Annotated in this window: 18 protein-coding genes; 5 read left to right on the top strand and 13 right to left on the bottom strand. The window is 73.8% G+C overall.

The genetic code is table 11. The annotated features are described in order from the left end of the window. The first annotated feature begins 98 nt into the window (after positions 1-98). Positions 99-1,046, top strand: a complete 948-nt coding sequence (locus EJG53_RS16025) for an NAD-dependent epimerase/dehydratase family protein (RefSeq protein WP_244955164.1) — start codon at positions 99-101, stop codon at positions 1,044-1,046. A 251-nt stretch (positions 1,047-1,297) separates the two neighbouring features. Here EJG53_RS16025 and EJG53_RS41510 read toward each other — a convergent pair whose 3' ends face one another. From EJG53_RS41510 to EJG53_RS16000, 5 genes are all read right to left on the bottom strand, one after another. Then, positions 1,298-2,344 (bottom strand): lipoprotein, encoded by a 1,047-nt coding sequence (locus EJG53_RS41510; protein WP_174856416.1) that lies wholly within the window; start codon positions 2,342-2,344, stop codon positions 1,298-1,300. After that, the gene (locus EJG53_RS16015) at positions 2,341-3,081 is read right to left on the bottom strand and encodes a hypothetical protein (protein ID WP_125045414.1); all 741 of its coding nucleotides are present in this window, start codon (positions 3,079-3,081) and stop codon (positions 2,341-2,343) included. The genes EJG53_RS41510 and EJG53_RS16015 overlap by 4 nt, the downstream gene beginning before the upstream one ends. 201 nt (positions 3,082-3,282) lie before the next feature. Then, entirely contained in the window at positions 3,283-4,947 is a 1,665-nt protein-coding gene (locus EJG53_RS16010; RefSeq protein WP_125045413.1) for a transporter, read from the bottom strand. Beyond that, the gene (locus EJG53_RS16005; protein ID WP_125045412.1) at positions 4,944-5,801 is read right to left on the bottom strand and encodes an ABC transporter ATP-binding protein; all 858 of its coding nucleotides are present in this window, start codon (positions 5,799-5,801) and stop codon (positions 4,944-4,946) included. Before EJG53_RS16005 ends, EJG53_RS16010 begins: the two co-directional genes overlap by 4 nt. A 242-nt stretch (positions 5,802-6,043) precedes the next feature. Continuing rightward, on the bottom strand, positions 6,044-6,715 hold the full coding sequence (locus EJG53_RS16000) for a bifunctional DNA primase/polymerase (RefSeq protein WP_125045411.1): 672 nt from the start codon (positions 6,713-6,715) through the stop codon (positions 6,044-6,046). 697 nt (positions 6,716-7,412) lie between these two features. Between EJG53_RS16000 and EJG53_RS15995 the strand changes: the two genes are divergently transcribed. Further along, complete coding sequence (locus EJG53_RS15995; RefSeq protein ID WP_125045410.1) at positions 7,413-8,804, top strand: transcriptional regulator; 1,392 nt, start codon at positions 7,413-7,415, stop codon at positions 8,802-8,804. Positions 8,805-8,926: 122 nt separating this feature from the next. Here EJG53_RS15995 and EJG53_RS42475 read toward each other — a convergent pair whose 3' ends face one another. Beyond that, positions 8,927-9,946, bottom strand: a complete 1,020-nt coding sequence (locus tag EJG53_RS42475; protein WP_244955163.1) for a hypothetical protein — start codon at positions 9,944-9,946, stop codon at positions 8,927-8,929. Between the two features lie 9 nt (positions 9,947-9,955). Here EJG53_RS42475 and EJG53_RS42470 point away from each other — a divergent pair, with 9 nt between their 5' ends. Next, entirely contained in the window at positions 9,956-11,116 is a 1,161-nt protein-coding gene (locus EJG53_RS42470; protein WP_244955162.1) for a hypothetical protein, read from the top strand. Positions 11,117-11,164: 48 nt separating this feature from the next. Here the strand turns inward: EJG53_RS42470 and EJG53_RS15985 are convergent, their stop codons facing one another. From EJG53_RS15985 to EJG53_RS15955, 7 genes are read right to left on the bottom strand one after another with little or no spacing between them, the layout of a single operon-like run. Further along, positions 11,165-12,238: a FecCD family ABC transporter permease gene (locus tag EJG53_RS15985; protein ID WP_125045409.1), complete on the bottom strand. Its 1,074-nt coding sequence runs from the start codon at positions 12,236-12,238 to the stop codon at positions 11,165-11,167. Next, the gene (locus EJG53_RS15980; protein WP_125045408.1) at positions 12,235-13,296 is read right to left on the bottom strand and encodes a FecCD family ABC transporter permease; all 1,062 of its coding nucleotides are present in this window, start codon (positions 13,294-13,296) and stop codon (positions 12,235-12,237) included. The genes EJG53_RS15985 and EJG53_RS15980 overlap by 4 nt, the downstream gene beginning before the upstream one ends. Next, positions 13,293-13,958: a dTDP-4-dehydrorhamnose 3,5-epimerase family protein gene (locus tag EJG53_RS15975; protein ID WP_244955161.1), complete on the bottom strand. Its 666-nt coding sequence runs from the start codon at positions 13,956-13,958 to the stop codon at positions 13,293-13,295. The genes EJG53_RS15980 and EJG53_RS15975 overlap by 4 nt, the downstream gene beginning before the upstream one ends. After that, positions 13,946-14,833, bottom strand: a complete 888-nt coding sequence (gene rfbD, locus EJG53_RS15970) for a dTDP-4-dehydrorhamnose reductase (protein WP_125045407.1) — start codon at positions 14,831-14,833, stop codon at positions 13,946-13,948. Before rfbD ends, EJG53_RS15975 begins: the two co-directional genes overlap by 13 nt. Next, on the bottom strand, positions 14,830-15,843 hold the full coding sequence (gene rfbB, locus EJG53_RS15965; RefSeq protein ID WP_125045406.1) for a dTDP-glucose 4,6-dehydratase: 1,014 nt from the start codon (positions 15,841-15,843) through the stop codon (positions 14,830-14,832). The genes rfbD and rfbB overlap by 4 nt, the downstream gene beginning before the upstream one ends. Positions 15,844-15,896: 53 nt before the next feature. Beyond that, positions 15,897-16,964, bottom strand: a complete 1,068-nt coding sequence (locus EJG53_RS15960) for a glucose-1-phosphate thymidylyltransferase (protein WP_125045405.1) — start codon at positions 16,962-16,964, stop codon at positions 15,897-15,899. Between the two features lie 7 nt (positions 16,965-16,971). Then, positions 16,972-20,532, bottom strand: a complete 3,561-nt coding sequence (locus EJG53_RS15955) for an ABC transporter ATP-binding protein (RefSeq protein ID WP_244955160.1) — start codon at positions 20,530-20,532, stop codon at positions 16,972-16,974. Between the two features lie 257 nt (positions 20,533-20,789). Between EJG53_RS15955 and EJG53_RS15950 the strand changes: the two genes are divergently transcribed. Beyond that, on the top strand, positions 20,790-21,953 hold the full coding sequence (locus EJG53_RS15950) for a nucleotide disphospho-sugar-binding domain-containing protein (RefSeq protein WP_125045403.1): 1,164 nt from the start codon (positions 20,790-20,792) through the stop codon (positions 21,951-21,953). Further along, positions 21,950-23,305, top strand: coding sequence for an enterochelin esterase (gene fes, locus EJG53_RS15945; RefSeq protein ID WP_125045402.1), 1,356 nt, complete (start codon positions 21,950-21,952; stop codon positions 23,303-23,305). Before EJG53_RS15950 ends, fes begins: the two co-directional genes overlap by 4 nt. Positions 23,306-23,318 lie beyond the last annotated feature (13 nt).

Below are 23,318 nucleotides of genomic sequence, written 5' to 3'. Positions count from 1 at the left end.
TCCGCCGTCACACCGGCCCCATATTTCGTGCCGGGCCCGCCGGGGCCTCGGTAGTGTCGATGACCATGCGCCTTCTTGTGCTTGGTGGAACGTCCTTCGTGGGCCGCGCGATTGTCGAGGACGCCCTGCGTACCGGTGCCGAGGTGACCCTGTTCGGCCGGGGCCGCACCAACCCGGACCTGTTCCCCGGCCTGGCTCGGCTCGTCGGCGACCGCGACACCGGCGACTACACCGCGTTGGGCGACAGGAGTTGGGACGCGGTCGTGGACGTCAGCGGCTACGTCCCGCGGCACGTGGGGCAGGCGATGGACGCCCTGGGCGACTGCGTCGGCCGGTACCTGTTCATCTCCAGCCACGCCGTCTACGAACGCACGGGCGTGGCCCCGGGCAGCGACGAGGACACCCCGCGCCGCCCGCCCGTCCGCGACACCGAGGAGCTGAGCGAAGCCACGTACGGCCCGCTCAAAGTGGCCTGCGAGGACGATGTGACCGCCCGGTACGGGCCGCGGGCGACGATCGTGCGGCCGGGAAAGGTGGCCGGTCCGCACGACTCGATGGACACGTTCACGTACTGGGTACGCCGCGCCGCGCGCGGCGGCCGGGTGGCGCTGCCGGGCGACCCCGCGCAGCCGGTGCAGGTCGTCGACTCGCGCGACCTGGCCCGTCTGGTGGTGCAGTTGCTCACCGACGACCGCCCCGGCGTCTTCCACGCGGTGGGCCCGGCCGAGCCGACGACACTCGGCGGGCTGATCGAGACCTGCGCGCGAGTGGCGGGTACCAAGATCGAACTCGTGTCGGTGTCTCCCGAAGGCGCGCCCCCGATGTTCCCCCTGGTCCGCGCGAATTGGGCCACCCAGCAGCGCAGCGCGGCGCGTGCCCGGCAGGCGGGCATGCCCGCGACGCCACTGGAGGTGACGGCGGCCGACGTTCTGGCCTGGGACCGCGCCCGTGGCGAGCCCCCGCTCCGCCTCGGCTACACCCCCGAAGAAGAACAAGCCGCGCTGGCCGCCCTGCCCTCGACTCCGCCCGCTCCGCCCACGACCTGAACGAGGTCCGGGCAGGGTGGCACCCGCGCCGGTACGGGTACCGGTACCGGGCCCTGAGCGCGATCCCGTCCCGCGCCCAGGCCCGATCCAGTCTCGTCCCGGTGCCGGTGCCGGTGCCGGTGCCGGTGTCCGTGCCCGAAGAGCCAACAGTCGACAGCGAACAGTCAACAGCGAACAGTCAACAGCTACAGGCCCGTACGGCCACCGACGCGTGCGCCGGTTGGCCGGCAGCTCTCCGCACGGTCCGCCCCTCAGGCGGCGCCTCGCACCCGCATGGTGGACTTCGCCTCTTCGTAAACCCGGCGGGCGTACCCCTCGCACCCCAGGCAGTTGCTGCTCACACCCAGTACGACGGCGCCCTCCGGCACCACCACCGCGATCTTGTGGACCCGGATGTCATGGAGGCCATCCGGGCTCAACCGGTAGTGCATCTCTTCGGCCGGCTGCCCGGCGGCCGTCGTCGCCTCCATACGCCCACCGTGCATGTACTCGCCGTAGTTGCCCAGGTCCGCCCCCTCGTGGAGGCGCAGCGATCCGAGGGGGTCACCGCTTCCCATGTCGATGGCGTCGACCCGCAGCGTCACTTTGCGCTTTTCCTCCTTCAGTGTGAGATCGCAAAGGGCGTCGAAGCCCAGCGGCTCCCGGCTCGGACCAGGCGGCGTCGCTTTCCAGAAACCGCGCACTTCGAACGTCACCGGCATCTCGCACACCGATCCGGAACCGCCCAGCGTGGCCACGGGCTCGGGCTCCTCCCGCGCGGAGCCCACGGCCGCCCCCGCCAGCAGGACCACGACGAACCCCGAGCACGCAGCCCGGCGTATGCGGCATCGCAGCAGGGCCCTTTCCCTCCCGCTCCGCCGCCCCCCGGCCGCCTTCCACGACGCATCGAACGCTCGATACAGCGGGAGACACGTGACGAGGACGTACAGGGTGAAGAGGGTGATGGGGAGCAGCCCGACCGGGCGGAGCAGGCTTGCCGGGTCGGCGGTTGCCCGCTGCCAGTTGCCGATCCAGTTCGCGGTGGCGTCGGCGAGCATCACGCCGCAGGCCACCCAGGGGCCTGCGCGGTGTAGGCGTATCACCAGGAGGACGGTCAGGGGGTCGAGGACCACCAGGCTGATGAAGAACACCTGGAGTGGCACTTGGGGGAAGGCCGCGTAGGCGTGGATGCCGCCGCGTGCCAGGTCGATGAGGTGGGCGCAGGTCCCTTGGGTGAAGGCGAACGCGTAGGTGGCGGCGACCCACCGTGCCCATACCGGCAGTGCGCTCCAGCGTTGCCCGAGTCGGGGGCGGGTCATCGTGCGAGGTCCAGTTCGCGTTGGACGTGGGTGGTCAGGGAGGTGTCGGTCAGCAGGGAGCCGTAGCCGGTGGCTGACCACAGGCTGTGCTCGGGCGGTACGTCGAAGTACGGGACGGGGCGGCCGGCTCGCTCGTCGGTGAGCGTGTCCGGTTCCCGGCGAGCCCGGAGGGCCCGTACGCAGGTCGCGCAGGCGCCTACCTGGAAGCGCTCGCCGTCGTCGGACGGGCGCCAGGGTATGCGCCGGATCGCCGGGCCGTGCAGCGGGTGGAAGAAGCACAGGGGGAGTGGTGCCTTCGACCCGTCGAGGGCTGCGCAGCCCTCATGGACGAGGGCGAACACGCCTGCCAGGTCGGGGACTCCGCGCGCCTGCCGCAAAAGGGCCTCGGCCGTGGCGCAGGATTCGCGGGCCCGTTCCGTGGCCGCCGGAGCAGCCCCGTTGCGTTGCGTGTACCCGGCCAGGCGGGCGACTTCCTCAGCGGCACGCTCCCGTATCCCGGCCTCGTCGGCGCGGCGCGCGGCGGCGAAGACCGCTCGCGGTATCGCCAACGGCTGGGCGAGGTCCCGTAGTCGGGAGCGGCGCCGGAGCAGGAGACCGACCGCCGCGATGAGCAGGAGCGGCCCGGCGGCGAGGAAGAGGAAGCGGAGCGGGGAAGGAGCTGTGGTGGTGGAAGGGGAGGACAGGGCGGTGTGGAGGGCCGCTGTCGTGATCGCGGTCGTGCTTCCGGTCAGCCACATGCTTCCCCACCCCCGTTCACCGGCCGCGCCGGTGGATGCGTCGGCGTGCGTGCCGGCGATCGTGTCGTCGTGGCGATCATTTCGTCGCCGCGTTCCACGACGGTACCGGCCCGGCAATTGCCGTGGGGAAGCCTGTGGATAACTCCGGACGGGCGGGCTGCGTCGGCGCCGACAGCGCCGCCGCCGACGCAGCCCCGAGCCTCACCCCTTGCTGACCGCGCCCAGGATCTCCGGCAGGCGGCGCGCCACCAGCGGTGCCGCCACCCGCATCCCCAGGAGCGCGATGCCGACCCCGTACGCCGCTCCCACCGGCAGCAGCAGCCACAGCAGGCTGTGCAGGTCCGCCACGTGCAGCCAGATCAGCAGCCCGATCACCGGAGCGGCCAGTACGGCGCTCACCAGCATGCCGCCGAACAGGCTGAACCAGGCGATGGCGCCCTGGCCGGGAGCGACGTTCTTGTTGCTCTCGGCGGGGATCGAGTACGGGAACAGTGCCGAGGCCATCGCACCCGTCGCCACCAGGGCCCCGAGCAGCGCCAGCGCCAGCCCGTAGACGTCGAAGAACGCGGACCACGGCCCCAGGAAGGCCGCCGAGCCGATCACGACCAGCGTCACGAACGGCACACCTACCAGGGCCAGGCCCAGCCCGCGCGCCCGCAGTTCCAGGAAGGCGTCGCGGGGCGTGGAGATCGTCGAGGCGACCATCCAGAACGCCGAGGTGTCCTGCCCGAACTGGTTGTACATCTGCATGCCCAGCAGGGCCGGCGCCGAGAGCGCCGTGTAGATGCTGCCGCCGCCCTGGATGGCGGAGATGAACGGGACGAGCAGGCCCACGGCGAACGCCATGGCCCACGACATCTTGGACTTCGGGTCGCGCCACGCGTAGCGCAGCATCCGCAGGATGACGGTGCCCGAACGGCTCTCCGGGAGCAGCCGCTGCAGGCCGCCGCCCGAGGAGCGCTGCTTGCGCGCGGTGTCCTTCTCGACGGCCTGGAGGGTCGAGGAGTCGGGCGAGGTCATCAGGGTGGTCAGGGTGCGCTGCCACCACCACAGCAGCAGGCCGAGCGCCAGCGCGGCCAGCGCCAGGCCCAGGACGGCACGCCCGTACGCGCCTTCGCTCGCCGCGCGGACCGCGTCGACGGCCGAGGCGGGCGGCACCCAGCGCAGGATGTCGGAGACGGGTTCCAGGGCGGACAGCCCGGCGCCCGAGCCGAACAGTTTCTGCGCGCCGACGTTCACGCCCTGCGCGCCGATGGCGACGAACAGGCCGCTCAGTACGGCGAGGTCGCGCCCCCGGCGGCTGGTCAGCAGCCGTACGTTGGCGGTGGCCACGGCGCGCGCCAGCGCCACGCACACCAGGACGACCAGGACGACGGCGAGGACGCCGACGACCGCGGCGCCCGCGGTCTGCGCCAGCATGATCGCCGAGCCGACGGCCAGCGCCAGGGTGAAGACCGGGCCGATGCCGACCAGCGACGTGATCAGCAGCGAGACGATGAGCGGCCGGGGCCGTAGCGGCAGCATGACCAGCCGGGTCGGGTCGAGGGTCTCGTCGCCCGAGGGGAAGAACAGTGGCATCGCCGCCCAGCCCAGCGTGAGCACCGCGGCCAGCAGGACGCCGAGCGCGCCCGCGTGGTCGACGCCGCGCAGGGCGATCAGGCCGAGCAGTACGCCGGCCGCGCACAGCAGGGACAAGACCAGCGACGCCACATAGGCGACGGTCCGGCCGGACGACTGGCGCAGGCCGTTGCGCAGCAGGGACAGCTTGAGGCGGACGAAGACCGGCGTGAGCGACGCGGCCGGGGCCGCGTGCGGAGCGCCGGGCGGCGTCCCGGTGGGTGCCGTGGAGGTGGAGGGGACGCTCATCGGGCGGCCCCGCCGCCCAGCCAGTCCAGGTCCTGCCCGGCCGTGCGGCCGTTGGCGCCGACCAGTTCGAGGAAGGCGTCCTGGAGGGACGGCGCGTCGCCCCGCACCTCGGCGGTGGGGCCGTCGGCCCGGATACGCCCGCCGGCCATCACCGCCACCCAGTCGCACAGCGACTCGACCAGCTCCATCACATGGCTGGAGAAGACGACGGTGGCCCCGGAGGAGGTGTAGCGCTCCAGTACGCCGCGGATGGTCTGCGCGGACACCGGGTCGACGCCCTCGAACGGCTCGTCCAGGAAGAGCACCTCCGGGTTGTGCAGCAGCGCGGCCGCCAGCCCGATCTTCTTGCGCATACCGGTCGAGTAGTCGACGACGAGCTTGTTCTGCGCGCCGGCCAGGTCCAGTACCTGAAGCAACTGGTCGGCGCGCTTGTCGACCTCCGCACCGGGCAGCCCCCGCAGCCGCCCGATGTAGGCCAGGAGTTCGCGGCCGGACAGCCGCTCGAACAGGCGCAGCCCTTCGGGCAGTACGCCGATCCGGGACTTCACCGCGACCGGGTCGTGCCACACGTCGTGGCCGCCGATCTCCACCTGCCCGGCGTCCGGGCGCAGCAGGCCGGTCACCATCGAGAGGGTGGTGGTCTTGCCCGCGCCGTTCGGTCCGACCAGGCCGATGAACCGGCCCGCCGGCAGGGTGAGGTCGATCCCCGCCACGGCGATCTGTTCGCCGTACTTCTTCCACAGCCCCTGGATGCGCACGGCGGGCGGAACCGTGCCGTCCGCCCGGTCGGGCGGGCCGTCCGGTGGAGTGAGCGTTTCTGCCGTCTGGTCGCTGTTCTCCGGTTCGTTGGCCACCGGCCTGCCCTTCGACGTCCCCGCGGGGGCTGGTCGTGCCCCCGTCCGTTCATCACACGATACGTGCGGGTGTGCGACGGAACCGGTGCGTCTGCGTGCGAGGCGGCGGGAGGGGCGCGCGGTGCTGCGAAGGGGCGTGCGCGGTGGGGCGGGCGCCCGGCGCACACGCGCGGTGCACGGGGGCGGGACGGCGGCGCGGCGGGTACGGCAGGCGCGCCCCGTACGGCCCCGCCGCCCCGTCCTCACCGTCCGCGCGCCGCCGCGGCCTCCCGCCCGCAGGCGTACGCCAAAGGGCTGATCAGTTCGTCCGCGTCCGGCAGCCACCGGTTGGCGGCGGTGGGCTCACGCACCCACTGCACCGCCCCGTGCGCCCCCACCCGCGTCGGCGGCGCGGCGACGTAGTCGCCCTCGCCGCGCGCGACCAGGTCCAGCGAAGCGGGCGGCCAGCCCAGGTGCCGCACCAGGTCGGGCACCTTGATCGCGGCGCCGGGGAGGACGAAGAAGAGCATCCGGCGGCCCGGGGTGCGGGTCACCGGGCCGAGCGGCAGGTCCATCCGCTCCATCCGGGCCAGGGCCAGGCAGCCGGCCGTCTCGGGTACGTCCAGCGCCTCGAACGTACGGCCCGTCGGCAGCAGGATCGAGGCGCGCGGATTCCTGCTCCACAGGCGGCGGGCGGCCGTCGCGCTGCCCGTGGCGTGCCCGGCCCAGCCCGGGACGGCGGGGTGCGCGCCGGGCGCGGCGCAGTCGGCCGCGCCGCACGAGCAGCGCGGCACTTCGCCCTCGTCCTCCAGCCATGCGCCGGGCAAGACGTCCCAATGCCGCTCTTCCGCGTAACGCACCGCAGTTTCGATCAACAGCTCGCCACGCTGCTCGGGGACCTGAGAGGCTCCTGTGACTCCGATGGTGTCTTCCACGTGGTGGACAACTTTCCCCGTCACCAAGGGTTACGGCCGACACGTGCACCACCCCGGCGCATCGTTCCCGCACGTGGGGCGCATGGATGCATGGCCGGGGGCGCGTGCGGGGCAGCGCCGGGAGAACGGGTAGCCACCTGCGTGACGGGCGGAGAGGCCGCCCGGCGGCAAGGCCGCGGCACAGCCGGCACGGACCCCGGAGCGAACGCCGGGACCGTACGGCGCGGCGGCGCCGCGAGCAGGACGCGGGTACCGCCACGGCGTACCCCGGTTCGGCCGATTCCCCGGCACACCGTCCCACCGAAGTCCGAAGTCCGCAGAGTGAAGCCCGAAGTCCGAGAGCCGGAGTTCGAGATGCGGACTTCGAACAGAGCGAAGTCCGCAGAGTGAAGTTCGAAAGCCGGAACCCGAACACCGAACGCCGGGCACCGGAGTTCGAACACCGAAGACCGGAGCAGCAGGAGCCGAGACCGTGACGCAGTACCCGGGAGCGGAGCGAGAGGACAAGCCGGACACCGCAATCCGGCGGAGCGATCCGCCGGCCGGCCGGTCCGATCGCCGCCACCCGGAAATGTCAAGGCTTCGACGGACATGACGCACATCCGAGATATCCCGTATATCCGGCATATGTGTGGGGAATTGGTCCACGGGTACGGCGTTCGCTGGTGAACGCGCAGCAGTAATCAGGGGGTGCAGTATGGCCGCCAGGCCACTCGTCGCGCGGCAGCCGAACGAACGGCTGCAGGCGCTCATCCAGGAAGCCGCCTGCTCCAACGCCGGACTCGCCCGCCGCGTCAACATGTGCGGCGCCGAGCACGGCCTGGACCTGCGCTACGACAAGACCTCCGTCGCCCGCTGGCTGCGCGGCCAGCAGCCGCGCGGCCGGGCCCCCGCCATCATCGCGGAGGCGCTGGGCCGCAAACTCGGGCGGACGGTCACCATCGACGAGATCGGGATGGCCGACGGCAAGAACCTCGCGTCCGGTGTGGGCCTGCAGTTCTCGCCCACCGTCCTCGGCGCCATCGAGCAGGTCTGCGAGCTGTGGCGCAGCGACGTCGGCCGGCGCGACTTCCTCAGCGGCTCCACCGTGGCCGCCTCGGCGCTGGTCGAACCGAGCCGGGACTGGCTCATCACCAGCGCCGACCCGCAGGTCGCGCGCAACGCCGGGGCGCGGGTGGGCATCTCGGACGTCGAAGCCGTACGGGCCATGACCACGGCCCTGGGCGAGCTGGACCACCGCTACGGCAGTGGCCACGTCCGGCCGGTCGTCGTCCACTACCTCAACAGCGTCGTCTCCGGGCTGCTGGCCGGCTCGTACCGGGAATCGGTCGGCCGCGAACTGTTCGCGTCGGTCGCCCGGCTGACGGAGCTGGGCGGCTACATGGCCGTCGACACCGGCCAGCCAGGACTGGCGCAGCGCTACTACATCCAGGCACTGCGCCTTGCACAGGCGGCCGGTGACCGCGGCTATGGCGGGTACGTGCTCGCCGCCAGCATGAGCCACCTCGCCGCCTCGCTCGGCAACCCACGGGAGATCGCGCAGCTCGCGAAGGCCGCGCAGGAAGGAGCGCGGGGACACGTCACGCCGCGCGCGGAGGCGATGTTCTTCGCGGCGGAGGCGCGCGGGCACGCGCTGATGGGGGACGCGCGGGCCTTCCAGGTCGTGGCGGGCCGGGCGGTGGGCGCCATGGAACGCGCCGCAGGTTCTTCCGGCACCGGCGACGACCCGGTGTGGATCTCGCACTTCGACGAGGCGTACCTGGCCGACGAACTCGCGCACTGTCATCGCGACTTGGGGCAGGCGAGCGCGGCGCGCCAGCGCGCTCAGGAAGCGGTGGACGGGCACCCCGAAGGGCGGGCGCGGCGCCGCGCCATCGGGCTGGTGCTGCTGGCCAGCGCGCAGGTGCAGCAGCGCGAGATCGAGCAGGCGTGCCACACGGGCACCCAGGCCGTCGAGTTGCTGAGCGGGCTGCGGTCGAACCGCGGCGCGGAGTATCTGGAGGACTTCCAGCTACGGCTGGAGCCGTACCGGGACGAGCCGGTGGTGCGGGAGTTCGGTGCCCGGCTGGAATTGCGGGCAGCCGCGTAGCGGATTCGCGGCCCGCGGCAGCCGGGGGAGGGCTGGTCGGCGCCCGGGCCGCCTCGTCCTTCGCCGCCGGGCGGACCGCGCAGGGTCCGCCCGGCGGGCCCTCCCGTGCCGCCACAGGGGCCTCAGGAGGGCCTGGAAGGCCCTTGTGGGGCGTTACGGGTGGGTGGTGACCAGGGGACATGGTCGAACGTGACGGCGACCCGGTAGCGTGAGCCGACGCTTCCGTAAGTCAGCAGATCGTAGGAGTCCCGGTGACGCAGAGCGGACAGGGCAACGACCCGCACTATCCTGCGGGCGAGCCCGCGCGAGAGGGCGTTGTGCTGCCCGCTCACGGCGATCCGTGGGTCCCTGGCCAGCAGGCCGCACCGCCCGCGGGCCAGCCTTGGGGGCAGCCCTGGGGGCCCGGGCAGCAGCAGGTGCCGGGTGGGCAGCCGGTTCAGGGGCAGCCGGTTCAGGGGCCGCCAGTTCAAGGGCAGGCGGTCCAGGGCCAGCCGGTGCAGGGTCAGCCGGGGCAGGGGCAGTCGTACGGCGGTCAGCAGATGCCCGGTCAGCCGCACGGCCAGCAGCAGCCGCAGTACGGGCAGCAGCAGGGAACGCCGTACGGTCAGCAGCCGCCGCACGCCCAGCAGCAGCCGTACGGCCAGGAGCCCTTCGCCCAGTACCCGCCTGCCCAGCCGATGCCTCCGGCGCCCCAGGCTCCTCCAGTTCCTCCGGCGGGGCCGCCCGCGCAGCCGCCGCAGCAGCCGCCGTTCCAGCAGCAGCCCCCGGCCGCCGCGCCCATGCCTCCGCAGGGCCAGCCCCCGCAGAACCTCGGGCAGCAGCCGGTCCAGGGCCGTGCCCCGGACATGGAAGCGACCGCGCTGATATCCCCGATATCCGCGATGTCCCCGTTCGACCCGCAGTCCGGTGGCCAGCCCGGCCAGCCGAGCCAGCCCGGTCAGCCGAACCGGCCGGGTCAGCCCGGCCAGCCCGGTCAGTCCGGCCAGCTCGTCCCCGCGACGCCGCAGGCCGGTGCGCCGATGCCGCCCGCCGCCGGTGACCCGGAGTCGACCGCGCTGCTGCGCCCCATCGGCGCACAGCAGGCACAGCAGGCACAGCAGACGCAGCAGGCCCCGACGGGCGGTGGCACGCAGGGCGGGCAACCCGGCCCGATGCCCGGTGCCGCGCCGATGCCGCCTGCGGCCGGTGGTCCCGCGGGCGGGCGCCCCGAGACGCCCGGTGAGTCCACCCGTACGCTGCGCGCGATCAAGCCGAACGGCCCGCGGCCCGACGCGGCCCCGTCCGCCCAGTCCGTCCAGTCCGCCCAGTCCGCTCCGCCCGGCGCCGACCCCGAGGCCACCCAGTTCATCCCGCCGATCGGCGCCGGCACCCCGCCGCCCGGCGCGCCCTTCGGCGCACACCCCGGAGCGCCGGGAAACCCGAGCGCCCCCGGCGACCGCGCGACCCCGGCCGAGTTCGAGGGCCTCTTCCGTTCCGGCCCGGGCGCCGCCGCCCCGGCCGGAACGCCGGGCGGTGTCCCGGACGCCACCGCGCAGTTGCCCCGCTTCGACGAGCCGGACCAGCAGCCCCCGTACGGTCAGCAGTCCTTCGGCGGCCGCCCGCCGTTCGACCAGTACGCGCCGCAGGGGGACCACGGCCCGGACGGCGGCGGACGGCGTCGGCGCTTCGCGCCCGCCGCGGTCATCGGTGTCGCCGTGGTGGCCCTGGCGGGTGCCGGGCTCGGCGTCGGCTGGGCGCTCAGCGGGGGCGGTGAGGACGGTTCCGCCAAGAAGAAGCAGGAGTCCGGCGGTGCGTCCGGCGCCACGAAGGACGAGGGGGGCGGCAAGGACGCCAAGCAGCCGTCGCCGTCCGCCGATCCGGTGGCGGCGCAGGCGAAGGGCCTCGACGCGCTCCTGAAGGACAGCAACAACAGCCGTGACGCCGTGATCGGCGCGGTCAAGAGCATCAAGTCGTGCGACAACCTCGACGCGGCGGCCAAGGATCTCCGGGATGCCGCCCAGCAGCGCAACGACCTGGTGAGCCGGCTGGCCAAGCTTCCCGTCGACAAGCTGCCCGGCAGCGGCGAGCTGACCGCCGCGCTCAACGAGGCGTGGAAGTCCTCCGCCTCGGCCGACAACCACTACGCGGCCTGGGCCGGGCAGGTGAAGGGCAAGAAGGGCTGCCCCAAGGGCAAGGCCCGGGGCGGCAAGGAGCCCGCCAAGGGCAACGCGGACAGCGGCCGGGCCACGAAGGCCAAGCAGCAGGCGGCGAAGCTGTGGAACCCGATCGCGCAGAAGTACGGCCTGACGGAGCGCCGCCCGGAACAGCTCTGACGGGCGGGGCCCCGGCCTGTCAGCGGCCGGCACGAGGCCGGCCGCCCCTCACAACTTCCCCGACCTCCTCTCCAGAAACAGCAGCCACGCCAGATACACGCCCCCGCCCACCCCCGTGATCACGCCCACCGGCAGGATGCCCGTACCGGACACGCGCTGCGCCGCCCAGTCGGCGAGGGTGACCAGGACGGCGCCCATCCAGGCGGCGGGCAGCACGTTCGGGCCCGGTGAGCGGGTGAGGCGGCGGGCCAACTGGGGAGCGGCGAGGGCGACGAACGGGATCGGTCCGGCGGCGGCGACGGCGAGTGCCGTCAGACCGGTGCCGGTGGCCAGGAGGGCCAGGCGGCTGCGTTCGGGGGCGACGCCGAGTGCGGCCGCGGTGTCGTCGCCCATCTCCAGCAGGGAGAGCCGCCGGGCCAGCGCCAGGACGGCGGGTGCCAGGGCGGCGACCCCGAGTGCGGCCACGGTCACGTCGGGCCAGCCGCGGCCGTTGAGGCTGCCGATCATCCAGGTGGCGGCTTCGGCGGCCTTGCCGATGTCGGCCCGTACGTACAGGTAGCTGGTGAGCGACCCGAGGACCGCCGAGCCGCCGATGCCGACGAGCACCAGGCGGTAGCCGTGCACGCCGCGCTTCCAGGCCAGCAGGTAGACGGCGGCGGCGGTGGCCAGTCCACCGAGTACGGCGCCGAGGGCGATTTGCGCGGTCCCGGCCTCCAGCAGGATGACGGAGACGAGGGCGCCGGCCGACGCGCCGCTGCCGAAGCCGATGACGTCGGGGCTGCCGAGCGGGTTGCGGGCCAGCGACTGGAAGACCGCGCCGCTCATGCCCATGGCGAAGCCGGCCAGCAGCCCGTCCAGCACTCGGGGCAGCCGCAGGTCGACCACGACGAAGTCCGCGCCGGGCGGCCCGTCCCCGAAGAGGGTGGCGACGACCTCGGCGGGGCTGAGGCGGTAGCTGCCCATGCCCAGCGACAGGACGGCCACCAGCATGCCGGTCAGCGCCAGTGCCGCGCAGACCAGCAGGGCACGGCGGCCCAGCCTCAGGGACAGCCCGCCGCGCGTGCGCAGGACGGCGGGGCGGGGCGCCGTGCGGCGCGCGCTGGACGTGCGTACGGCGGTCACAACTGGGCCACCTTCCGGCGGCGGACGAGGTGGATGAAGAGCAGGCCGCCGAAGAACGCGGTGACGACTCCGACCTCGATCTCGGTCGGCGGCACCAGCACCCGGCCGATGATGTCCGACCCCAGGAGCAGGACCGGCGCGAAGACGGCGCAGTACGGGAACAGCCACCGGTTGTCGGGGCCGCAGAAGGCCCGTACGGCGTGCGGGATCATCAGGCCGATGAAGCCGATCGGCCCGCACACGGCGGTCGCGGCGCCGGACAGCAGGGTGATGGCCACGATGGACAGCACCCGGGTGCGGCCCAGCCGGGCGCCGAGGGAGCGGGCGGTGTCCTCGCCCAGGGCGACCGCGTTCAGCGGGCGGGCCACCGCCAGCGCGAGGACGGCACCGGCCAGCAGGAACGGCAGCGCGGTCGGCAGCAGGTCGCCGCGGCGGCCGGTGAGGGTGCCGATGGACCAGTGCCGCATGGTCTCCAGGGCGCTCAGGTCCGTCAGTTGGAGGCCGTTGACGTAGCCGAAGAGGGCGGCGTTGACGGCGGTGCCCGCCAGGGCCAGCCGTACGGGGGTGGCCGCCCGGCTGCCGCCGAGCGCGTTGACCAGGACGGCCGCCACTCCGGCGCCGGCCAGCGCGAACCACAGGTAGCCGGTGAAGGAGGTGACGCCCAGCACGCTGATCGCGGTGACCACGGCGGCCGAGGCACCCGCGTTGACGCCGAGGAGGCCGGGGTCGGCCAGCGGGTTGCGGGTGAGGGACTGCATCACGGCGCCGGCCAGGCCGAGGGCGGCGCCCGCCGCGACACCGAGTGCGGTACGGGGCAGCCGCAGTTCCCGCACGATCCGGTCGTCGGCGGTGCCGGTCGACTCGAACAGGGCGTGCCACACCTGGTCGAGGGGGATGGCCTTGGCGCCCACGGCGATGCTCACGAGGACGACGACGGCCAGCAGCGCCAGGCCCAGCAGCAGCCCGCCGGCCCGCAGTACGGGGCGTCCGGTGGGCGGGGCGGGCTTGGCTTCCGGGGCGGGTGCGCCGGTGCGCCCGGCGGTCGCCGCCGTCGTCATGCCGCGCTGCCTTCCCGATCAACGCCCCGATCAGCGTCCCGATCAACGCCCTGATCAGCGTCCCGATCGGCGCCCCTGACCGCCGCCCGATGACGTACACACTCCTCGTACGAAGGCAGCAGCCCCCGCCCCTCGGCCTCCTCCAGAGTGGGCGCGGCCGCGTCCTTGGCGGACAGCAGCGGAGTGACCCCTGCGGGCCATTCGATGCCCAGTGCAGGGTCCAGCGGATGGACGCCGTGTTCGCGCCGCGGCTGGTAGCCGGTGGAGCAGAGGTAGACCACGGTGGCGTCGTCGGACAGGGCCATGAAGGCGTGGCCGAGCCCTTCGGAGAGGTAGACCGCGCTCAGCCCGTCCTCGTCCAGCGGTACGGCCTCCCACGCGCGGTAGGTGGGGGAGCCGGTCCGCAGGTCCACCACCACGTCCAGGACGGCGCCGCGTACGCAGGTGACGTACTTGGCCTGGCCGGGCGGCACCTCGCTGAAGTGCACCCCGCGCAGCACGCCGCGCCGGGAGACGGAGCAGTTGGCCTGCGCCAGTACCGGGGCGCGCCCGGTGGCGCCGGTGAACTCCGGCTGGGTGAACCATTCGTGGAAGGATCCCCGGTCGTCCCGGTGGACGAGGGGTTCGCGGGCCCAGGCTCCTTCTATGCTCAGCGGGCGCATGAGACGGCTCCTTCCAGGGCGGCGGTCACCCGGGTGAACTCGGCGGCGAGCGCTTCGCGCCAGTGCCGGGGTGCGGGCAGCCCGGCGGCGGCCCAGCGGTCGTGGCCCAGCACGCTCCAGGCGGGTCGGCGGGCGGGCCGGTTCAGGGTGGTGCTGTCGGTGGGCCGGACGTGGTCCGGGTCGGCGCCGGCCAGCCGGAAGACTTCGCGGGCCAGTCCGTACCAGGTGGTCGTGCCGCCGGTGGTGGCGTGGAAGACGCCGGGGCGGATGGGCCCGCGCCCCAGGGCGAGGAGCCGTCCGGCGACGTCGCGGGCCGGGGTGGGCTGGCCGGTCTGATCGTCGACGACGTCCACGGTGGCGCCGCGTACGGCGCGTTCGGCCATGGTGCGGACGAAGTTGCGGCCGTGGGCGCCGTACAGCCAGGCGGTGCGGACGACGGTGCCGGTGTGCGGCAGTTCGGCCAGGACGGCCTGTTCGCCCGCGAGCTTGCTGCGGCCGTAGGCGGTACGGGGGCCGGTCGGCGCGCCTTCGGTGTACGGGGTGGTGGCGTCGCCGGAGAAGACGTAGTCGGTGGAGACGTGCAGCAGCCGGGTGCCGGTGGCGGCGCAGGCGCGGGCCAGGCCGCGCACGGCGTCCGCGTTGATGCGGTGTGCCTGCTCCTCGTGGGTCTCGGCGCCGTCCACGTCCGTGTAAGCGGCGCAGTTGACGACCACGGCCGGGCGGACGCGGCGCAGGGCGGACTCCACGGCGCGGGTGTCGGTGAGGTCCAGGGTCCGGCGGTCCAGGGGGAGCGCGCATGCGCCGTCGGCGGCCAGCATGCGGGACACCTCGCGGCCGAGCATGCCGCTCGCGCCGGTGATCAGCCAGCGGTTCACCGGGCGGCACCTCCCGCGGCGGCGGTGGCGGTGCCCTCGGCCGGCGGCGCCCACCGTTCGGGATGTTCGCGGTACCAGGCGACGGTCTCGGCGAGCCCGTCCTCGAAGGCGTGCTGCGGTACGTAGCCGAGTTCGGTACGGATCTTCGTCCAGTCCACGGAGTAGCGCCGGTCGTGGCCCTTGCGGTCGGTGACGTGGTCGACCCGGTCCCAGTCGGCGCCGCAGGCGGCGAGGAGGCGTTCGGTGAGGTCCTTGTTGCTGAGTTCGGTGCCGCCGCCGATGTTGTAGACCTCGCCGGGCCGGCCGCCTTCCAGGACGAGCCGCAGGGCCCGGCAGTGGTCGTCGACATGCAGCCAGTCGCGGACGTTGAGCCCGTCGCCGTACAGCGGGACGCGCCCGCCCGCCAGCAGGCGGCTGACGAACAGCGGGATGACCTTCTCGGGGTGCTGGTAGGGGCCGTAGTTGTTGGAGCAGCGGGTCACCGAGATGTCGAGGCCGTGCGTGCGGTGGTGGGCGAGGGCGAGCAGGTCGGAGCCGGCCTTGCTGGCGGAGTACGGGGAGTTGGGTGCCAGGGGCTCGTCCTCGGTCCAGGAGCCTTCCGCGATCGAGCCGTACACCTCGTCGGTGGAGACGTGCACGAAGCGGGCGATGCGGTGGCGTACCGCGGATTCCAGGAGGACCTGGGTACCGAGGACGTTGGTGGAGGCGAAGTCGGTGCCGCCCGCGATGGAGCGGTCCACGTGCGACTCGGCGGCGAAGTGCACCACCGCGTCGTGGTCGGCCAGCAGGTCGTCCACCAGCGGCCGGTCGCGGATGTCGCCGTGCACGAAGGTGTAGCGCGGGTCGTCCGCCACGGGCCGGAGGTTGGCGCGGTCCCCCGCGTAGGTCAGGGCGTCCAGCACGGTGACGACATGCGGTCCGGTGCCGCCGCCGGGGCCTTCGGGGGTGAGCAGGGTGCGGACGAAGTGGGAGCCGATGAAGCCGGCTCCGCCGGTGACGAGGATTCTCAAGGCGTCAGTCCAAGACAGGGAAACGGGGACGGGGGCATGCGGGGGCTCGGGGCTCAGGGCGCTATCTGCACCTGGCTGTGGTCGCCGAGCACCAGACGGTGCGCGCGGGGCGCGCGGGCGGCGCCGCTCATCCGGACCATGCGGCCGATCAGCGAGCCCTCGATCCGGCCGGCGTTCTCGATGCGGGAGTCGCCCAGGACGATGGAGAACTCCACCTCGCTGCCGCTGATCAGGCACCCGTCGGCGACGGAGGTGGAGGGGCCGATGTAGGAGTCGCGCACGACGCTGCCCGCGCCGATGACGGCCGGTCCCACGATCCGGGACCGTACGACGCTGGCCCCGGCCTCGATACGGACCCGGCCGACCAGTTCGCTGGCGTCGTCCACGTCGCCGAGGACGGCGGGCGGCAGGCCCTCCAGCACGGTGCGGTTGACCTCCAGCATGTCGGTGGCGTTGCCGGTGTCCTTCCAGTAGCCGGAGATGACCGTGGACTGGACGGTGCGGCCGGCGTCGACCAGCCACTGGAGGGCGTCGGTGATCTCCAGTTCGCCGCGAGCCGAGGGCTCGATGGCCCGTACGGCGTCGTGCACGCCCGGCGTGAAGAGGTAGACGCCGACCAGCGCCAGGTCGCTGCGCGGGTCGCTGGGCTTCTCCTCCAGGCGTACGACGTGCCCTTCGGGGCTGAGTTCGGCGACGCCGAAGGCGCTGGGGTCGGGGACCTTGGTGAGCAGGATGCGGGCCTCGGGGCGGGTCTCCCGGAACTCGTCGACGAGTTCGGCGATGCCGCCGACCACGAAGTTGTCGCCGAGGTACATCACGAAGTCGTCGTCGCCGAGCCAGTCGCGGGCGATCAGGACGGCGTGCGCCAGGCCGAGGGGCTGTTCCTGGGGGAGGTAGGTGACGCGGGCGCCGAAGCGGGAGCCGTCGCCCACGGCCGTACGGATCTCCTCGGCGGTGTCCCCGACGATGATGCCGATGTCGGTGACGCCCGCCGCGACCAGGGATTCGATGCCGTAGAAGAGCACCGGCTTGTTGGCGACGGGGACGAGCTGCTTGGCGGCGGTGTGGGTGATGGGCCGCAGTCTGCTGCCGGTGCCTCCGGAGAGGACAAGTGCCTTCATGAGCGGGTCATCCTTGGGTGAGGGGGGCGGGTTCGGCGGCGGTGGAGTGGTGGCGCCACAGTCGGGCGTACGCGCCGTCGGCGTCGAGGAGCTCCTGGTGGGAGCCCTGCTCGGCGATCCGTCCGGCGTCCAGGACGACGATCCGGTCGGCGCGCGCGGCGGTGGCCAGGCGGTGCGCGACCAGGACGGTGGTGCGGCCGTCGGCCAGCCGGTCCCCGGCGTCCAGCACCGTGCGTTCGGTGGCCGGGTCGAGGGCGGCGGTGGCCTCGTCGAGCAGCAGCAGGCCGGGGTCGACGAGGTGGGCGCGGGCCAGGGCGACGAGCTGGCGCTGGCCCGCGGACAGGCGCTGTCCGCGTTCGCCGACGGACTGGCGGAAGCCGTACGGCTGGGCGGCGACCGCGGGCAGCGCGCCCACGGCGCGTACGGCCGCCTCGACCTCCTGGTCGGTGGCGTCGGGCCGTCCGTAGCGGACGTTGTCGGCGATGTCGCCGGTGAACAGGTGCGCTTCCTGGGGGACGACGCCGAGCAGCCGCCGGTAGGCGGGCGGGTCGTAGGCGCGGATGTCCGTGCCGTCCACCAGCACCTGTCCCTCGGTGGCGTCGTGGAAGCGGGCGAGCAGTTTGACGACGGTGGACTTTCCGGCGCCGGTCGCGCCGACGAGCGCGACCGTCTCGCCGGGCTCGATGCGCAGGCTGACGCGGTCCAGCGACGGCCGCTCGGCGCCCGGGTAGCGGAGGGTGACCTCGCGCAGTTCGATCGGGCCGCGCAGCCGGTCCGGTACGGGCGCGGGGTCGGCGGCGGACCGTACGGACGGCTCGACGCGCAGCAACCGCAGCGTGCGGCGCAGGCCGACGGACGCCTGCTGGTAGCTGTCGAAGGCGAGCGAGAGCTGCTGGATCGGCGAGAAGAACATGCCGAGGAAGAGGGTGAAGGCGACCAGCACACCGGGGCCGATGCCGCCGTCCGCGACCCGGTGGGCGCCGAAGAGCAGGACGGTGGCCTTGGCGAGTTCGGCGGTGAGGTTGACGCACGGGAAGTACACGGCGGCGTAGCGCTGGGCGCGCAGCCGGGCGGCGCGGTAGCTCTCGGAGAGCTTGCCGAACGCCTCGGCGGTCCTGCCCTCGCGGCTCTGGGACTGGGCGACGCGCAGGCCGGAGACGTTCTCCTGGAGGCTGGAGTTGACCTCGCCGACACGCTTGCGCGCATCGGTGTACGCGGCGGAGGACAGCCGCCAGAAGACGGCGGTGGCGACGGCGATCAGGGGGACGAGGGCGAGCGCGGTCAGGGCCAGCGGGATGTCGACGGCGAGCATCGCCACCACCGCGCCGCACAGGGTGGCCAGCGCGGCCACCGAGGTCAGCAGGTGGGTCTGGAGGAAGGCGGAGAGCGCGTCGATGTCGTTGACCATCGCGGTCATGATCTGGCCGCCGCGTTCGCGTTCGTAGAAGTCCAGGCCGAGCCGCTGGAGGTGGGCGAAGGTTTTCACCCGGAGCCCGTACAGCACCCGCTCCCCGGCCCGCCGGGTGATGCGTGCCTGAAGGGTGAGCACGCCCCAGCCGAGGGCGACGACGAGCAGGGCGGTCAGGACGGTGGTGGTGAGCGCGCCGCCGTCGCCCGCGCCGACCCCGGCGTCCAGGCCGTGCCGGACGAGGAGGGGCAGGGCGAGGGAGGCGAGGGAGTCGGCGACGACGAGGAGCAGGCCGAGCAGCAGGGCGGCGCGTACGGGGGCGAGCAGCCGCCGGAAGCGGGCGTCGGGGTCGGGGGCGCGCAGCCGGGTCTCGTCCAGGCGCGGGTCTTCGGCCTCGTCCTCCGCCGCCTTCGGCGTCTCGTCGGCGGGGGGCTCGGGCCAGAGGTCCGGGGTGACGCCCCGGTCGCCGGTGTGCGGGTCGGCGGTGACGCGTACGTCGAGGGAGTCGCCGGGACCGGCCAGGAGTTCGCGGAACAGCGGGCAGCGCTCGGCCAGCTCCTCCTGGGTGCCGGTGTCCACCACGCGGCCGTCGTCCAGGACGGCGATGCGGTCGGCGAGCTGGAGGGTGGAGCGGCGGTGGGCGATCAGCAGGGTCGTCCGGTCGCCGGTGACGGCGCGCAGCGTGCGGTGGATGGCGGCCTCGGTACCGGCGTCCACGGCGGAGGTCGCGTCGTCCAGGACGAGCACGCGCGGGTCGGCCAGCAGGGCGCGGGCCAGCACCACGCGCTGCCGCTGCCCGCCGGAGAGGGTCAGCCCGCGTTCGCCGACCTCGGTGGCGTAGCCGTCGGGCAGCGCGGTGATGAACTCGTGTGCCTCGGCGGCCTCGGCGGCGGCCCTGACCTGCTCGTCGGTGGCGTCCGGGCGCCCGTAGGCGATGTTGTCGCGGACCGAGCAGGAGAACAGGAACGGTTCTTCGAAGACCACGCCGATGGTGGCTCGGAGGTCCGCGAGCGACAGTTCGCGGATGTCGGGGGCCGCGCCGGGCGGGCCGACGTGCACGGAGCCGGCCTGCGGGTCGTAGAAGCGGGGGAGCAGCAGGGAGACGGTGGATTTTCCGGAGCCCGACGGGCCGACGAGGGCGAGGGTCTCGCCGGGCCGTACGGTCAGCGACGCGCCGTCGAGGACGGGGTCGCTGGGGGCGTACCCGAAGCGGACGTCGCGCAGTTCCAGGCCGACGGGGCCGGCGGGCAGGGCGACGGGGTTTTCCGGTTCGGTGATGTCGGGCCGGGCGTCGATGAGTTCGTTGACGCGTTCGGCGGCAGCGCGCGCTTGCTGGGCGGTGACCAGAAAGCTGGCGAACAGCCTGGCGGGTCCGGCCAGCAGCGCCATGTAGGCGGCGAAGGCGAGGAAGGTGCCCAGTCCGATGGTGCCGCGCAGCGCCAGCCAGCCGCCGAGGGCGAGTACGCCGACCTGGCCGAGCGCGGGCAGTGCCGCGAGGGTGGCGGTGGCGCCGGCCTGGATGCGCGCCACGCGCATACGCCGTCCGAACAGGCCGCGGGCAGCGCGCGCCAGCCGGTCGGTCTCGCGGTCCTCCTGGCCGAAGCCCTTGACCACCCGTACGCCGGTCACGGCCTCCTCGACCTGCTCGGCGACCTGGGCGGCACCGGCCTGGGCCGCGCGGGTGGCGGGGACGAGCCGGGCGCGGCTGCGGGCGGCGGCCCACGCGGTGAGGGGCACCACGGTCAGCGCGACCAGGGCGAGCGGGGCGCACAGCCAGAGCATCGCGCCGATGGCGACGATGAAGAGGGCCGAGGTGCCGAGCGGGATCGGCAGCATCCCGAGCATGATCTGCACCTGGGTCAGGTCGCTGTTGGCCCGGGAGACCACCTGGCCGGTGCGGAGCGCGTCCTGTTTGACGCCGTCCAGGCGTTGCAGCGAGTCGAACACCTGGGTGCGCAGCCGGTGCTGGACGCCGAGGGCGAGCTTTCCGGCGGCGTAGCGGCGGGTGAACTCGGCGCCGAACTGGACGAGCGCGAGACCTGCCATGGCGGCGGCGAGCCAGCCGATGCGGCCGGTGCGGCCTGCGACGGCGTCGTCGACGCCGAGCCGGGCCAGCAGCGGTCCGACCGCTTCAAGTCCCGTGCCGAACACGGAACTCACGGCGACCGCGAGGAGGAGTCGGGGGTGGTGCCGGCACGCGGCACCGAGCCTGCGTAGCCAGCCGGGGGACGTTGTTGACCTGCTGAGCACGTGGTTAGCTTAGGCTTGCCTAAGTGCCTGGTCGCCACTCGGGGTGTGTGACCTGACGCACATGTACTCCCCATGCACTCGTGCCCCACCCGTTTCAGCCGTCCCGCCGCACCACCCGTGAACCGAAAGGTTCTTGACGGGCCGTCGGAAAAGAAAGCAGGTAGTCGATGCGTGTCCTGTTCGCCGGGCCCCCCTTCTTCGGGCTGCTCTACCCGATGGTCCCGCTGGCCCAGGCGTTCCGCGCCGCAGGTCATGACGTCCTCGTCGCCACCTGCGGACGGGCCGTCGGCCACACCGTCTCCGCCGGGCTGCCGGCCGTCGACTGCGCACCCGGCATCGACCCCGACGCCCTTTACGCGGCCATGGAGAAGGGCCGCCAGGGCAAGCCCCCGGCCCCGGGCGAGCAGCGCACCGCCCCCAAGGGCAAGGGCTTCTCCTTCTTCAGCGAAGAGATGGCGGATACCATGGTCGACGTCGCCCGCCACTGGCGGCCCGACCTCGTCGTGCACACCCCCAACGGTGTCGTCGGCCAGCTCGTGGCCGCCGCCCTCGGCATTCCCTCGGTCGTGCACGCGGTCGGTTTCGGCCACACCGGACGGCACGTCGCGATGATGAACGACGCCCTCGCCGACGGGTACGCCCGGCACGGCCTCGACGGGCCCGGACCGGTCGCCGCCTGGCTCGACGTCACCCCGCCCGCCATGAGCGTCACCGCCGAACCGCACCGCCGCTACCTGCGCTACGTCCCGTACAACGGCGGCGGCGCGCTCCCCCACTGGCTCTTCGAGGACCGCAAGCGGCCCCGGATCGCGGTCACCCTCGGCACGGTCCGCCCGGTCGTGGACGGTGTCTCGCCCGTCGAGTGGGTCGTGGACGCCGCCCGCGTCACCGACGCCGACTTCGTCCTGGCCCTCGGCGGCGCCGACCTGTCCGCGCTCGGCACACTCCCCGACAACGTCCGCCCCGTCGAGTGGACGCCACTGGGCGCGCTGCTCGCGGGCAGTGACGCCACCATCCACCACGGCGGCGCGGGCACCACCCTGACCGCCCTGGACGCCGGTCTGCCGCAGCTCGTCCTCGGCGAGGGTGCCGACCGTCCCGCCAACGCGGCGGCGGTCCGGCGGCGCGGCTGCGGTCTGGTGCCGGAGGACCCGGCCGCACTCGCGGGGCCCGGCCGTCCCGGGCGCGAACTGGTCCGCCGGCTCCTTGAGGACGAAGCGCTGGCCACCGCCGCCCGCGAGACGGCCGAGGAGATGGCTGTCATGCCCAGCCCCGCCGACACCGTGCCCCGGCTCGTCGAACTGGCCCTCTCCCAAGGAGCGAACAGATGACCCACGCGGACGGCACCACAGCGGCCGGCGCCCGTACCGCCCTGGCAGCCCCCGCCGGGCCGCCCCGCATCCCCCGGCCCCACCCGGCCGAGACCACGGACAGCCCGCGGGTGCGGCGCCTGGCCGCCGAGCTGGCCGCGGCCGGGAAGGCGGAGGCGCGTGCCGCGGTGCTGGACGGGTTCTGGGACGAGGTGACGGCCTGCGGCACCCCGCTGGTCGAACCGCTCGACGCCGACCCCGACCACCGCGCCGTCACCTTCCTGTGGCGCGGCGACCCCGCGACCCGCCAGGTGCTGCTGATGGTCAACCGGCTGATGGACCGCTCCGACCTGCCCGCCGGCCTGATGCGCCACCTGCCCGGTACGGACGTGTGGCACCTGACCTACCGCCTGCGCGGCGACCACCGCGGCTCGTACCGCATCGCCCCCGACACCGAGGGCCGGGCGCCGGACGACCTCGGCGCGCTGGCCGCCACGGGCGTCGGCGACCCGCTCAACCCCCAGACGATCCCCACCCGCTGGCACGGCCCGCCCGGCTCCGTCTTCGAACTCCCGCACGCCCCACCTCGCCCGTGGACCCACCCTGCGGGTGCCCCGCGCGGCACGGTACGGCGCCATCAGGTGACCAGCGCCGCACTCGGCGCGGAACGCGAGGTGTGGGTGTACGAGCCACCGCTGCCCGTCACGGGGCACACCGACACCCTCGTCCTGCTCGACGGCGACATGTGGTTCGGTCAGTTGCACCTGGAGGACGTGCTCGACGGCCTCGTCACCGACGGCTTGATCCCGCCGCTGACCGTGCTCGCCCCGCACGCCGTCGACAACGCCACCCGCGCCCGGGAACTCGGCGGCCACCCGGAGTACGTCACCTTCCTCGCCGAAGAGCTGCTGCCCTGGGCCGCCGGCCGGCTGCCGGTCGGCACGGACCCGGCGCGTACGGTCGTCGCCGGGCAGAGCCTGGGCGGACTCACCGCCCTGTACGCGGGCCACACCGCGCCGGATCGTTTCGGCAACGTCCTGGCCCAGTCCCCCTCCATGTGGTGGCGGCCCCCGGGCGAACCGGCCGAGGAGACCCCGTGGATCACCCGCCGCTACGCCGGCGGCGCACCACGCGGTCTGCGGCTGCACCTGGAGGTCGGGCTGCACGAGTGGGGCATGCTCGAACAGACCCGTGACCTGCGCCGCACGCTCCGCGCCGACGGCCACACCGTCACCGGCGCCGACTTCAACGGCGGCCACGACTACGCCTGTTGGACGGTCGGCCTGGCCGAAGGGCTGATCACCCTGCTCGGCCCCGGCACACCACCCGGCCACCGGGACACCGCCGTGCCCCCGGCCACCGCGACCCGCTGACCCCCCGAACTTT

This window comes from Streptomyces chrestomyceticus JCM 4735, assembly GCF_003865135.1.
Lineage (GTDB): Bacteria > Actinomycetota > Actinomycetes > Streptomycetales > Streptomycetaceae > Streptomyces > Streptomyces chrestomyceticus.
Note: the sequence above shows the minus strand (reverse complement) of the source record. Positions and strands in the feature narration are given on the sequence as shown.

Coding starts and splice junctions, on each gene's coding strand:
- EJG53_RS41510 (WP_174856416.1), bottom strand. CDS start 2,344: ATGACCCGCCCCCGACTCGGGCAACGCTGGAGCGCACTGCCGGTATGG.
- EJG53_RS15995 (WP_125045410.1), top strand. CDS start 7,413: ATGGCCGCCAGGCCACTCGTCGCGCGGCAGCCGAACGAACGGCTGCAG.
- EJG53_RS42470 (WP_244955162.1), top strand. CDS start 9,956: ATGCCCGGTGCCGCGCCGATGCCGCCTGCGGCCGGTGGTCCCGCGGGC.
- EJG53_RS15975 (WP_244955161.1), bottom strand. CDS start 13,958: ATGCGCCCGCTGAGCATAGAAGGAGCCTGGGCCCGCGAACCCCTCGTC.
- EJG53_RS16015 (WP_125045414.1), bottom strand. CDS start 3,081: ATGTGGCTGACCGGAAGCACGACCGCGATCACGACAGCGGCCCTCCAC.
- EJG53_RS15950 (WP_125045403.1), top strand. CDS start 20,790: ATGCGTGTCCTGTTCGCCGGGCCCCCCTTCTTCGGGCTGCTCTACCCG.
- fes (WP_125045402.1), top strand. CDS start 21,950: ATGACCCACGCGGACGGCACCACAGCGGCCGGCGCCCGTACCGCCCTG.
- EJG53_RS16010 (WP_125045413.1), bottom strand. CDS start 4,947: ATGAGCGTCCCCTCCACCTCCACGGCACCCACCGGGACGCCGCCCGGC.
- EJG53_RS15980 (WP_125045408.1), bottom strand. CDS start 13,296: ATGACGACGGCGGCGACCGCCGGGCGCACCGGCGCACCCGCCCCGGAA.
- EJG53_RS15960 (WP_125045405.1), bottom strand. CDS start 16,964: ATGAAGGCACTTGTCCTCTCCGGAGGCACCGGCAGCAGACTGCGGCCC.